The 12,652-nt window shown below is 54.6% G+C and carries 14 protein-coding genes; 4 read left to right on the top strand and 10 right to left on the bottom strand.

Annotated elements, in window-relative coordinates; genetic code table 11:
- Positions 1-157 precede the first annotated feature (157 nt).
- From WJU22_RS14240 to WJU22_RS14215, 6 genes are all read right to left on the bottom strand, one after another.
- Positions 158-2,473 carry a glycosyl hydrolase family 95 catalytic domain-containing protein gene (locus WJU22_RS14240; protein WP_341838852.1) on the bottom strand — a complete coding sequence of 772 codons (2,316 nt, stop codon included), beginning with the start codon at positions 2,471-2,473 and terminating at the stop codon, positions 158-160.
- Positions 2,474-2,778: 305 nt separating this feature from the next.
- On the bottom strand, positions 2,779-4,983 hold the full coding sequence (locus WJU22_RS14235) for a hypothetical protein (protein ID WP_341838851.1): 2,205 nt from the start codon (positions 4,981-4,983) through the stop codon (positions 2,779-2,781).
- Positions 4,984-5,201: 218 nt separating this feature from the next.
- Positions 5,202-5,786 carry a 1-phosphofructokinase family hexose kinase gene (locus WJU22_RS14230; RefSeq protein ID WP_341838850.1) on the bottom strand — a complete coding sequence of 195 codons (585 nt, stop codon included), beginning with the start codon at positions 5,784-5,786 and terminating at the stop codon, positions 5,202-5,204.
- Positions 5,780-6,145, bottom strand: a complete 366-nt coding sequence (locus WJU22_RS14225) for a PfkB family carbohydrate kinase (protein WP_341838849.1) — start codon at positions 6,143-6,145, stop codon at positions 5,780-5,782. Before WJU22_RS14225 ends, WJU22_RS14230 begins: the two co-directional genes overlap by 7 nt.
- 15 nt (positions 6,146-6,160) lie before the next feature.
- The gene (locus WJU22_RS14220) at positions 6,161-6,394 is read right to left on the bottom strand and encodes a hypothetical protein (RefSeq protein ID WP_341838848.1); all 234 of its coding nucleotides are present in this window, start codon (positions 6,392-6,394) and stop codon (positions 6,161-6,163) included.
- A gap of 21 nt (positions 6,395-6,415) precedes the next feature.
- A complete protein-coding gene (locus WJU22_RS14215; RefSeq protein WP_341838847.1) occupies positions 6,416-6,604 on the bottom strand; it encodes a hypothetical protein in 189 nt (62 codons plus the stop codon).
- Between the two features lie 153 nt (positions 6,605-6,757).
- Here WJU22_RS14215 and WJU22_RS14210 point away from each other — a divergent pair, with 153 nt between their 5' ends.
- From WJU22_RS14210 to WJU22_RS14195, 4 genes are all read left to right on the top strand, one after another.
- Positions 6,758-7,228 (top strand): hypothetical protein, encoded by a 471-nt coding sequence (locus WJU22_RS14210; protein ID WP_341838846.1) that lies wholly within the window; start codon positions 6,758-6,760, stop codon positions 7,226-7,228.
- Positions 7,229-7,326: 98 nt separating this feature from the next.
- The gene (locus WJU22_RS14205; protein WP_341838845.1) at positions 7,327-8,385 is read left to right on the top strand and encodes a response regulator; all 1,059 of its coding nucleotides are present in this window, start codon (positions 7,327-7,329) and stop codon (positions 8,383-8,385) included.
- An 84-nt stretch (positions 8,386-8,469) separates the two neighbouring features.
- Positions 8,470-9,231 (top strand): TIGR00730 family Rossman fold protein, encoded by a 762-nt coding sequence (locus WJU22_RS14200; protein ID WP_341838844.1) that lies wholly within the window; start codon positions 8,470-8,472, stop codon positions 9,229-9,231.
- A 114-nt stretch (positions 9,232-9,345) separates the two neighbouring features.
- Entirely contained in the window at positions 9,346-10,185 is an 840-nt protein-coding gene (locus WJU22_RS14195) for a universal stress protein (protein WP_341838843.1), read from the top strand.
- A 15-nt stretch (positions 10,186-10,200) separates the two neighbouring features.
- On the opposite strand, the gene WJU22_RS14190 is transcribed toward WJU22_RS14195, so the two are convergent.
- Genes WJU22_RS14190 through WJU22_RS14175 form a run of 4 tightly spaced genes read right to left on the bottom strand, consistent with a single transcriptional unit; the run spans position 10,201 to position 12,577 of the window.
- Positions 10,201-10,803: a hypothetical protein gene (locus tag WJU22_RS14190; protein ID WP_341838842.1), complete on the bottom strand. Its 603-nt coding sequence runs from the start codon at positions 10,801-10,803 to the stop codon at positions 10,201-10,203.
- Positions 10,800-11,201, bottom strand: coding sequence for a hypothetical protein (locus WJU22_RS14185; RefSeq protein ID WP_341838841.1), 402 nt, complete (start codon positions 11,199-11,201; stop codon positions 10,800-10,802). The genes WJU22_RS14190 and WJU22_RS14185 overlap by 4 nt, the downstream gene beginning before the upstream one ends.
- Complete coding sequence (locus tag WJU22_RS14180) at positions 11,198-11,734, bottom strand: flavodoxin domain-containing protein (RefSeq protein WP_341838840.1); 537 nt, start codon at positions 11,732-11,734, stop codon at positions 11,198-11,200. The genes WJU22_RS14185 and WJU22_RS14180 overlap by 4 nt, the downstream gene beginning before the upstream one ends.
- A 12-nt stretch (positions 11,735-11,746) precedes the next feature.
- Positions 11,747-12,577 carry a universal stress protein gene (locus WJU22_RS14175; protein ID WP_341838839.1) on the bottom strand — a complete coding sequence of 277 codons (831 nt, stop codon included), beginning with the start codon at positions 12,575-12,577 and terminating at the stop codon, positions 11,747-11,749.
- Positions 12,578-12,652 lie beyond the last annotated feature (75 nt).

Genomic DNA, 12,652 nt, shown 5'->3' with positions numbered 1-12,652 from the left:
CGAAAGCCTACGGCGCTGTAAAGCAGGAAAGGCACGGTTACCCGTACCTTTCCCATCCTGGTTATATTATCGCTTGCGCGGGTAATCTGAAGGAATGCAGCCCCTTAAAGCTGACTGAATTTTTCTGAAGTACCCCATGCAGACTTAAACCCATCCATCATTTCCGGCTTATCTCATATGTTGCCCCTTTCTTCGTCACAATTGCATACACACCGTTTTCCCGTTTCACGGAAACCGGTTTCCCATCCACCGTTACGGTTATTCCCGCATCGTTCCATGGCGACTTCAATTGACACACGCCTCCCTTTTCACTGAAAATCTGCAGCGCAGACACGGCCGATCCGTCGTAGTCAGCTGAAACGAGGAAAGCCCCCTTGGCCCGGAGCCTCGTAAACGAAGCCGGTGACTTCGGCCAGCAGGGGAAAAGATGCAAAACATCATCCACCGTTTGCAACATCATCGAATTGACGGTTTCAATCACCGTAGTTTTCTCGGCACAATGGTGACCATCGGCGATAATAAAATTGGGGCGGGCCGTTTTGATCAGCTCTTTCATGCTATGGATGAGGATTTCCGGATCAAGTCCCGCACGCGCCCACATGACGTACGCGCTCAGGCCCAGGGCGTTCATGGATTCGGAAAACCCTTTCTGCGACACTTCGTAGTAATACATGGTATTCCTGGCGATTTGCAGGCGGGCGCTGTCTGAGCCCAGATGCAGCACTTCGCAGGGATAGAGGGAATGCATCTGGATCGCGTGATTGGGCAAATCCCACCCGTCTTCATTCTTGGCGAACACCGGCAGGCCCTGGTTGGGAGTTTTGGTGGGCGTGATCACTTTGTACGCCGGCAGGTGCGTGAGGATGTCGTTCCACTTATCACGGCGCTGTTTGTCGACGCCCAGCAGTTTGCTGTACTTCAAGAGCAGGCGGAAGGTTTGCTCCACGAACGCCAGATCCGAAGGCGGGTTCAAATCCCACGAGCCCTCGTGCCCGCCGGTGGTGATCGTATACCGGTACGTTCCGCCGAAAGCCTCCTTCTGCATATAATCCTCGTAAAAATCACCACAAAGACGGATGTAGGGATAGGCTTTGTCCCGCAGAAAATCCAGGTCGCCGGTATATTCGTAATTCCAGCTGAACAGGGGAATATTGAACGGGGCGTTCATCGTTTGCTGCCAATAATAATTGTAGAAAACGCCAATTCCCAGCGCGCCTACCGGGAAAAGCAATCCCCGGCAGGATTTCCCTTTCCAGGAAGGATGCATGACCCCCATCTCCTCTTTCGCACGCCGCTTTCCTTCGGGGATCAACAGTTCGACCGTTTTATAGAAAGGCAGGGCGATTTCAGGCCGGTTGGCGGAAAAGGCGCTGTAAAAACCGGCCTGGCTGTTGTAGTTGAAATGCATATCGCCGTGGTACATCATCCTGTCGTCCATGTTCCACACGCCGTACATGCCGCCGCTCACGGGAGAATGCTCGTTGTAAGCGGAGGCCAGTAAATAAATGGACGACAGGTAGTGACGGTCGAGCAGCGAATCGTTCGTTTCTACGTAGGAGCGCGTCCACATGTCTTTCCACCAGGCGGTTTTCGCGGTTTTCAAGCGCAGAACGTCCGCTGCGTCAAGGGTAGACAACCTTTTGCTGGCGACAGACAACTGCGGATCGTTGGTTTTCCCGCCTCCGGAAACATATACTGCGATATACACCGTATCAGCGGCCGTCAGTTGAAAATCCGATCGCACCATGGCGCCTGACAAACGTTGCAGCACAGCGTTCGCGCCGATGATGCGGGTCGAGATCCCGGCGTGGGAAATCCAACGCACGTTGGTTGTTTTCGTTTGCCGGGACACCTGCGCAATTTGACCGTTCACGTCCGCAGCAGTGGCGTAATCCACCGATGGATCATCAGCATAGGTATCGACGGAAATGGCTACCGGCGTTTTGGATGTGGTCGTCAATGCTGTGATGATCACATTTTCCGCCATGCTCATCCAGCTTTTCATTTTTACCGGCCGCGCCGTAGCGGTCGACATCCGCAGCTCGCTGTTCAATTGGTCCATCTGGTAATTAAACCCCATGGAGTCGGGCCGGTTTACGGTCACAAACCCCGAACGGACAGGCGAATTCACCTTGATGGTTACGCCCCCGACCGGCAGGGCTGCCGGTCCGCTGCCGGCCCAATCCGTCCAGCCATCCGTCACAAAATCCACCTTGGATATCTTCAACGTCTGGCTGTTATCTGACGTAAAAGCCACCACGCCCACGTCGCCATTCCCCAAATACGGGCCCAGCGGCGCATGGTTGCTTTTGATGCTGCTATAGCTGAAAGGCTGGCGCCACGTGGCCGTGAGCATCCCTTTCTTCCGTTCAAAAAACAAGGAATCTTCCGGCGAACCTGCGAACGTTTCCTGGTGCAGCGAAATCAGCAACAGGCTGCAGCTTACAAATAGCGGGATATATCTGGATTTCATTTTCAGTGGTATCATGGGTTGAATGTAATTGATTTCGTGAGGCACAGGTTGACGCTGCCATCTACTCAAACATACTGCGCGTTCCTTTCTTCAAGTTTACCATATTTAGCGGATCGAGGACCAATTTTCGCAAAAAACATCCTGTCCGGGCCCGGAAGTAAATCATAACGCCGATTCAAAGTAAAACCCACCTGGAAAGGCGGGTTTACTACTTAACATACTTAACAAAGTGTCATCATTTACTGTTGAGGACAGTTTCGATCGTATATCTATTCACAGTGAGGGGTCGAAGATCTTGTCCGGCATCAGGCAGCCCGCTGCCGATGTAACTTCCGCGGCTGCCCGTGCGCACCGTTCGCCTGCACCCGGTACAACGTCCAGGTGTCTGCATCCAGCTGCTCGAGGTGATAGCGATGGCTTTCCTCCTTCATCTCTTCCTTCAGTTGCCTGTCGAACACCCCGGCACTGCGCGCATCCTGCCAAATCCGGAACGCCCGGAACAGTTGCTGCTTATCCTGCCGCTGCTCCACGCTTTTTTCACTGAGCCCCAGCATGTAGGTAGCATCCCAGGCGATGGATTTCGCCTGCAGGTTCTCGATCGTTTGCACGGTCCAGTCTTGCTGGATGTTCTGGATACCGAAAGTGCAGGGGAAATAATTGCTGTTGAAGGAATAGCGGATATCCTTCCCTTCTATCCCCCATTTATTCCTTACGGGGTCGAACATATGGTTGCCGCCGCCCACGTTGCAGACGCTCATGTAATGCCAGTTCCCTTCGAACACGCAGGAGCCCATCACCCGCAGGTACGGAACGCCCAGGCGCTGCAACTCGCCGAACATGACCCGCAGGAAACGTTTGAACGGATATTGCCCATGGCCCTGGTAGGTAAAGCTCTCGAAACCGTCGAAATCGATATAGTTCATTCCGCCTTCGTGAAGGAGCCGGGCGTAGAAAAGGGCGTATTCGTCGCCGAGCTGCACATCGGGGATAAAGCCCGAATAGCAATTGACCTGTAATTTGGATAAGGTATCCCCTGCAAGGTGCGCCGCCGCTACCGTCTTGTACGCCCCGCGCACCACGCCCGTGAGCGTATAAGGCTTTTGGGTGGTTACGCCGCGGTATTTGATCAGCTCGCTGCCGATGCGGAGCACGTTGGTACGGTTATCGTCCCAGCCGCCGCTTTCGTTCAGATAAGAAGTATCGGCCACCGTGATGAGGGTATCTGTGGCCGAAACAGCGCTGGCGATCTCCGTTTTCAGCACGGTGCATAACCCGCTGTTGGGAACGGGTTGCACGTCGCTGCTATGGGGCTGGATGAAAGTACAAAGCGTATGCAATCCGTATGCGATGCCGTGCTTGTTCGTTTCAGCGGTGAGCGCGGTGATGGGCCGCTTTTCGCCATTGAGGCTCACCCGCTTGCCGGCCCAGCGGTCGGCCGGGTTGGTATAATATTCGCCCATACCTTCGTCTTGCACGGCTTTCAGTCCGAGCTGGTTAGCGTAGCTCACGAGACTGTCGTGCCGGCCCGACCAGGCCATGTCGATCTCGAAATTCTCCGGGTCTTTCACCCATTTGCCGTTCCGGGTGATGTAAGGCAGCCCTTCGTTTTTCACGATCTTTTCTATCACTTTCAACCCCAGCGTATCCGGACAGGCGTACAGCGCGATGGACGAGCCGATGAAATCCACATCTACCGGCGTCAATTCCATATGCCTGGGCGATTTGATGCCGGGAAAGTCGTTGAAAAGCGGGTAGAAAATGGTGGCCGGTTTGCGGCGGTCGCGGGAATGCATGGTGATGGCCGCGCCGAACGAAGGCTCCAGCTTCACGCCGTTGCCGTTCATGTACCGGAAATATTCTTCCGGATGGGAATAGAACGCCACATCGTTCATCCCGTCTCCCCCGATGCGGAACCGCTGGCCTTCGTAAAGACTGTCGGGCAGCGGGTATTTCACGGGATCGGGCGAATGGATGATGTAAAAACCCTGCGACATGCCGCCGTCTACGGCAGGACCGCTCGTCGTATTGTCATCGAGGCCCAGCATGCCGATGGCGAAATCGTCGTTGCGCACCACGGAAATGATCTCGCCGATGTATTTGGAAATGGTGGTATTGTAAGGCCCCCAAACCACGTTGTCTACGCCATTGCGCGGCGCGAGCGACAGCAACCGGAACCGGAAGTAGTCGCCTTTTTGTTCCGCTTTCAGCCGGGCTACCGAACCGTTGGGATAATGCAATTGCAATTCCCCGGCGGTTTTCAGCCATTTTGCACCGTCGGGCAGGATCGGTTTTTTGTCTTTCTGGAGCGCGAGGATGGGTGAAATGGTGCCTTTGGGATGGTATTCCTTTTTTGTTTTTTTATCCTGGATGCTGGTGATGTAGCCTTTGGCATTGATGCGCAGGCTGGAATGGGCGGTTTGTAGCTGAATATCCTGCGCCGTTGCAGGGAGGCAGCATGCCAGTACAAAAAGTGCCATAGCGGCGAGGATGCCATGTTTTTCTATCGTCATGAGGTGAGCCGGGATGTTTGGTTTGACGGATCGTTACCGGAGAATATGCAGCTCCGGATTCCAAAACTCAGCCAAATACCCCAATGTGGCATCGTCAATATTATCCAACATCGATGGAAAATTTGCAACCCGGCCTTTACCGTTTTTCAGCTCGGCCTGCTGCCATTACGACCCGCGATATGCTGACGGCAAGATATCGCTCCGCTATCGATAGCGATCTACGACTGTCCGTTTCCAGGAACGATCTGCCGGAACAGCCTGTCGGCATCGGTTTTCTGGCAGAGCCCTGTCCCCTTCGCCAATGTTGCCGCCGTTCCACAGGCAACGCCGTACCTGGCGGCGGCCGAAATATCCGACCCGTTCATCAACCCGTAAACGATCCCCGCCACCATGCTATCTCCCGCTCCCACCGTACTTTCCGGCTTGACGACCGGGGCCGGGATCCGTTCTTCGAGGTCGCCGGTTACCAAAATCGCCCCCGCCGCTCCCATCGAAATAACGACCACGGCAGCCCCTCCCGCCGCAATGATCCTTTTGGCCGCTTCGACGGCCCCGCGCTCGTTCAGCTCTTTTCGGTCGGCCAACGCCGCCAGCTCCCCGAGGTTGGGCTTTACCAGGTAAACGCCGGCCAACATAGCCTGCCGTAGCCCGTCGCCGCTGAGGTCCGCGATCACGAGGCAATCGTGAATATCGGCCAGGGCTACGAGTTTTTCCATAAAGTCGGGCCCCATACCTTTCGGCAGGCTACCGCTGACCACAACGTATTGCGCCCCGGGCATCACTTCCGCCAGTTTGTTCAACATGGCGATGTTCTCCGCATGCGAACGGAAGGCCCGGGCATAACGAAGCGATACTGACGGCCGTTGGAAATGTCGGACACATGCAGGTTCTCGCGTGTTTCGGCCAGCATCCCGACCGGCGCCACCGCCATTCCTGCAGACGTGAGCTGCGCCGTTAGCAGGCCGCCGTTGCAACCGCCGGCAAAGTACACCGGCAACACTTTTTCACCGAACCTGTGCAGCACTCGGGCCACGTTAATACCGCCGCCTCCGGGCTCCGTACGGGGCGCGGCGCAGCGAAGTTTCTTTTCCGGCTGCAGCGATTGTACGGAGGTGCTGACATCCACGGCCGGATTTAGCGTCACGGTTATGATCGGGTACATATCTTCGGGTATTGATCAGATACATTGTTCCTGTAAGCTCTTACCTATCTGGTACAGCAGCTCCGGGTTGAAATCTTCCAGGTGATTGACGGCCCGGAGCCCGTCGTGCTCATCCCGCTCGTAGCAAATCTCCATTCCTTCCAGCACCACTGTTATTTTCCTGCCCAGGCCGCCGGAAAGTACCCGGACGGGCACGTCCCATTGCTTGCCGTCGAACTGAATGCTGACGGTATAATTTTCCGTTTTCATAAGACGATGTTTTACGGGCCATCAATGAACGTAGGTAATGTAAAGGTCGTAGGCCTTCAGCAGCACCCAGGCGAGAAAATCCCGTGCTATGGGCCATCCCAGCCATGCCAACAGCAAAACAATGCCCCAGGAAAGCTCCTGCGAGGAAAGTACGTTCGTTCTTCCAACTGGTCTCGGGTAAGCGGGTGCATGAGAAATTGCGTGTGCCATAACAATAAGTTTAGAAATTAAAGCTAGTTTTTTCAGGCTGCCTTATCAATGACGGCAGGCCGCGGCCGGACTGACAGAAATCATACACCCCGCCGTTGCCGGATCATCGGCCGGGACGGGGATTTGAGGTAGCTTTTCAATAAATCCTTCGTTATGACAAATATATTATCACCCGCGTTTTTCGTGATCAACGGGATATGCCTGCTGATCCTCATATTTGCCTTCCGGCGGCCAGATCAGGCCGCCAAAGCGATCGGGCTCGTATTTTTCCTTACTGCATTCATCAATATCGTCGTGCTTATTGCATGGCCGGAAACGTACCTGGACCTGGAAGCGGTGGCGGTGTACGAATGGTATGTGAGAACGATCCATGAATCATTCCGGGTACATATGCAAGTGATAGTCATATCTATCTCTCTGGCGCAGATACTGATCGGGCTGGGATTGTTCGGATCCGGGAGCCTCCGGATGGCAGCGTTGTTTTGCGCGCTGGTCTTTTTCTGGGCCATCGCCCCCTTCGGCGCCGGGGCCGCTTTTCCGGCTCCGGTCATTTTGTCCGCCGCATGCCTGGTCATCCTGTTCAAAATCAACAGGAAACGATCTGCCTTAACATCGCATGGGTAGTTCCAATACATGATGGGCAGAACTCTTTGTCAGTTTAATTGTTAATTCGGTAGATTTATATTGTTGATCGTATGTTATTCTGACAAAAGTTTTGCCCCATGCCTACAATTCTTGTCATCGAAGACAGCCCCGACGTATTGGCCAATATTACGGAGATCCTCGAATTGGACAACTACGATGTGCTGAATGCAAAAGACGGCCTGGAAGGTGTCAGGGTTGCAACCGAAAAGAAACCCGATCTTATTATCTGCGACATCTGCATGCCGTTGCTGGACGGTTACGGCGTTTTGCATATGCTGCAAAAACGCGAGGAAATCTGGAGCACGCCTTTCATTTTCCTCAGTGCCCTGTCCGGCAAATCGGAGATACGTAAGGGCATGGAACTGGGCGCAGACGATTACCTCGTGAAGCCGTTCGATTCGCTGGAATTGCTGCACGCGGTGGAAGTCCGGCTAAGCAAAAGCAAAAAGCTCCGTTCCTCGTTCACGCCAGACATGACCGGCCTGCGATCATTGCTGAACGTGGCCAACGGCGCTTCCCTGCTCGATGAATTGCGGGAAGGCCGGAATTGCAACACCTACAAAAAGAAACAACTGATCTATTCGGCCGGCAACCATCCGGCCTATTTGTATTATATCAACAAAGGCCGCGTCAAAACGAGCCTCCATAACGAAGAAGGCAAAGAGATCATTACACGTGTTTACGGGCCCGGAGAATTCCTCGGCTACAAATCCCTCCTGGAAAACAAGGTGTACGACGATGAGGCGGAAGCCATCGAGCCCACTGAACTGGCGCTCATCCCGCGCAGCGATTTCGAATCGCTGGCCTATAGCAATATGGACGTTGTCCGCAAATTCATTCAGCTCCTCACCACCAACCTGTCCGAAAACCAGCAGCATTTGCTGGGCATGGCCTACAATTCACTGCGCAAGCGCGTGGCAGATGCGCTCCTGTACCTTTTCCGCAGGTGCAGCAGCCAGGGTGTTACCAATCCCGGGCTCGACATCGGGCGGGACAATATCGCCGCCATCGCCGGGGTGGCCAAAGAATCGCTGATCCGCACCCTGGGCGATTTCCGGGACGAAGGCAGTATCGACATCCAAAACGGCGCGATCTACATCAAGGATATCCGTAAACTGGAAAGAATGGTGAACTGAACCATTGATATCCGTCAATCACTTCCATGATGGCCGATATTGGCCAAAGATCGTTGATCAACTAATTTTCCGGAAACCGTTATCATGAATGCACAACACAACGGCCAGCCTGATCCGGCGAAGCGGGAGGCGGATATCAAAAAAGAGCGGTACTGGCTGGAAGGGCCGCGGTCGCGCATCCGCGAGCTGTTCTTCCTGCTGGATATTCTGTGGGAGTTCGTCCGCGGGTTCCGCATTTTCCACTTTTCCCCGCCCTGCATCGCCGTATTCGGCTCCGCCCGCGTAGGGCCCGGCACCCCGCACTACGACGCTGCGGTAAAAATGGGCGCCGGCATCGCCGGGCTCGGATTTGCCGTCATGACCGGCGGCGGGCCGGGCATCATGGAAGCCGCCAGCCGCGGAGCGCGAGAAGGCGGCGGCGTTGCCCTGGGATGCAATATCCAGCTGCCGATGGAACAAAAACCAAACCCCTACCTGAACAAATATTTCACTTCCCGGTACTTCTTCGTCAGGAAGGTGCTCATGTTCAAATACTCTTACGGATACGTCATCATGCCCGGCGGGATCGGCACGCTGGACGAGCTTTTCGAAGCATTGACGCTGATACAGACCAAAAAAATCCTAGATTTCCCGGTGGTACTCTTCGGCAGCCATTATTGGGAGCCGGTCAAAACCATGCTCGACCGGATGCTGGAAGAACACATGATCGCACCTGCCGACCTGGAGCTGTTCCTGGTGACGGACGACATTACCGAAGCGATTGCCCACCTCCAGCAAACAGCTCTCCTCAAATTCCAGGCAAAGCGGAAAAAAATATTCCGGAAATTCATCGTTTTGGGCGAGTGAACCTTGCCGCCCGTGATATCGTGCGGCAAGGAGCAGCTTTCCATCATCATTTCCCGTGACGGGCATCATTGTCTGGCGATGCGGATGCCGGTAACTTTCCCGAAACTTTCCACCATGAAAAAGGTACTCTACCTGGCGGATGCCTACAAGATCGACCGCCATCCGCTGGATTTCGCTGGTTTCGTTTGCCAGTTGCTGCATGCGCCGCTGACCGGACTGTTTGTGGAACTGGCCGCGCACGATTCCGCTTCGGAAAAGGCGCTGCGCGAAGAAATGATCTGCAGCGGCGGGGATTGCAACCGGGACACGCCCATGGAAATACTCAGGGATGAATGTATTCAAAGGAACCTTTCGGTGTTCAGGAATACCTGCGACGAAGTCGGTTTCAACGCCCAGGCCCTGCTGATCAGCGATCACATCGCCGATACGGTGGTGACGGAATGCCGGTATGCGGACCTGCTGCTGATAGATCCCGCGCTGGGATTGTCGGTATCCAATGCCGGTCATTCGCCGTCGATGGCGCGCAATATCCTTTCACAGTCGGAATGCCCCGTCATCCTCGTCCCCGAAAGGTTCGACGGGCTCGAAGAAATCGTGTTCGCTTATGATGGCAGCCCTTCTTCCGTATTCGCCATCAAACAGTTTTGCGCCCTTTTCCCCCGGCTGACCGACAGAAGGCTGACGGTGCTCACTGCCCATGGCGAAACCTGGGTCAGCAAAAAAGAATTACAACTGATGGGCGATTGGCTGCGGGGAAATTTCCGCGAAGTAAAATTCGTGAATGCGGGAGACGACAGCAGGATCGCGTTGCTGGAATATGTGCTGGAAAAGGATAAACTGCTGATCGTGATGGGTGCTTATGGAAGAAGCGGCTGGTCTGCGTTCGTGTCTGCCAGCCATGCCGAACCGCTCGCGAAATTCGTATCGAAGGCATTGTTCATCAGTCACCACTAAATAAAAACTCCCGGCTCACCTGGGCCGGGAGATCGCTTTTCGGCGGACCAGTTCCCGCGTCAGCACCTTGCCGTATTCATGCGCCATGCGCTCCTGCGAGGAAGGCGCGAACGAAACGGACTGCACGGCAAACTTGCGCAGGCCATCCGCCACGTCGTACAGACCACTTTCCCAGGCGTACCGGGTTTCTTCCCTTTGCAGCTCGGGCGCCAGCATCCAGTAGTATTCCGATGCGTATTGGTCGGTCAGCAGGTGATAGAGGCTAACCGGAAGGAAGACGCCTTCCGTCGTTTTATTGATCAGGGAAATGGTCAGCACGGCATCGATCCCCCGATCAGCGAATTGTTGTGTCGGCACTTTGTCTTCCGACTGCAGGAACTCGAACGCATCGAACCCCTGGAACGACGTTACCGCTGTAAAGCCTGCATCTGTCAGATCTCCCGCAACATGCGATTCCATCCGCTGCCGCAATACGCTGTCGGGCATCATGCCCAGCACAAGTATTTTTTTGCAGGCCACGGGCGATGCCGCCGCCGGCTGTTGTATCCGGGTAAGCTGCGTGGAATAACATGCCGGCAACAACACGGCAACGGCAATAACAATCATTATCATCTTCATGTTTGTTCGTTTAGATCGTTATCAGGAATGCCTGCCCGGGTAGCCTCATAGCTGCTTCTTTCTTCAAGCTCGCCCAGCGTCAGGTCGTCAGTTTCCGTGGTTTCGAGCCAGACATTTCCAGATTTCCGGAAAACCTGTGCGCTCAGGCCCAGCAAATGCGTAAACTGGTCTTCCAGGTCTGCGGCAGTGATATAACCGCCGAAATCGATCCACGCGGCACTATGGAAGTCCCGGATTTCATCGATATGTGTATCCGGATGCACTTTATCCACCCGGTGGCTGCCTTCGTGGAGGCCGTGCGGCTGCCTGAAGAATTCCAGCTTCAGGTGCGGGTAACAGATATGAAATTCGTCCTGGATGTAGCGGACAAGGAATTCTTCCGTGATGAGCATTTTCATATGGCGGCGTTTTGCGAGGTGAGTGATGTTGTAGCCATCAGCAGGGCGGCTTCGATCACCGGAGCGATATGCTCCCTGGCCACGTGGTTATAATCCGTAACCGTTATTTTCTTCCCTTTCCTGGCCGCGAGCCAGGCGCCCATCCGCAGCAATATTTTGTCTTTCAGCGACAACAGGCCGAAATTCAACCGGCCCGGCAGATAGAAGCATTGCGCACCCGGCTGCAACGAGGCCGGCACACATTTTTCGACATAGGTTTTTACTTCGGCCAGGTTGTCGGGCACACCGCCGGCAACGATGAAAAAGATGAGCTTCTTGCCTTCCAAGAAGGGGGCATTCGCCTGCAACCACTTTTTCACCTGCAACTGTCCGATGTAAACGCTGGTGCCGATCAGGATACAATCCGCCTGGGTGATCTGCTCCGGCCGCACGAAATCCGATTTAACGACAGGATAATTCAATGCCGCACCGAGCCAGATGCCGTATTGCATCGTTGCTCCATACCGCCCCTTATAAACGACTAGCCCTTTCATACAATGTGGATTTTAGGGATGAGTAATGAATACGGGAATGTTGGCCGTCCGCAGGATCGCTTCGGCATCGCTGTGGCGGAAGAACCGGGAAGTGGCGCTCCGGCCGTATGCGCCCAGGGTAACGACGCCATGGGTGCTGTGCAGGGTGGCGGCAAGGAGTTCTGCGGCGGGTTTGCCTTCGAGCGACTGGTACGTGACATCTTCGTAATGATGGTTGAGGTATTCTTTGATGAGTTTGCCGGAAGGGATTTTCCGCTCATCGTTTTCTGCGATGTAAATGACTTTGACGGGCACTTCGCTCAGGGTATCGAACAGTTGTGTGAACTGGCGGATGGCGAACGATGAAGAGAATGTGCCGTTATAGGAGAATATGAGCTCCCGGAAATAATGGACCGTTTCCGGGATCACCATCACCGGGCATTGCGCCTGCACGAGCATATCCTTCACGAATTGCGTGGGATTGGAATCGGTGAGCATGGAAAACGAAGTATCGTTCCGAACGAGCAGGAGGTCGGCGAAGCGGCTTTCCGCAACCGCTTCCACCATGGGCACGCCGGGGAGTTCGCGTACGGTCACGTCCATCCCGTTATCCCGGTAATATTCCTGCAGGCGTTTTTTGTTCTCGATGGATTTTTCCCGCCTTTCCTTCATGCTTTCCGCGAAAATGGCCTGGTAATCGAGCGTACCGGATTCCAGCGCCGCATATTGCACGGCTTCACCGGCGATGTTTTCGAGGAAAAGAATGGTAAGCGCGCCGCGGGCTTTGTCAGCGATATATTTGTAACTTCTCAGCTCATGTTCCGAGAAATGCAGTGCGTCTACGGTTGCAAGGATCTTTTTCATGGTGAGTATTTTAATGAAAGTTAGGCCTTCCGGCCTGGTGGAAGAATGATGGCGGACGTGGCGGCGATGATCGTG

This window comes from Chitinophaga caseinilytica, assembly GCF_038396765.1.
Classification (GTDB): Bacteria; Bacteroidota; Bacteroidia; order Chitinophagales; family Chitinophagaceae; genus Chitinophaga; species Chitinophaga caseinilytica.
Note: the sequence above shows the minus strand (reverse complement) of the source record. Positions and strands in the feature narration are given on the sequence as shown.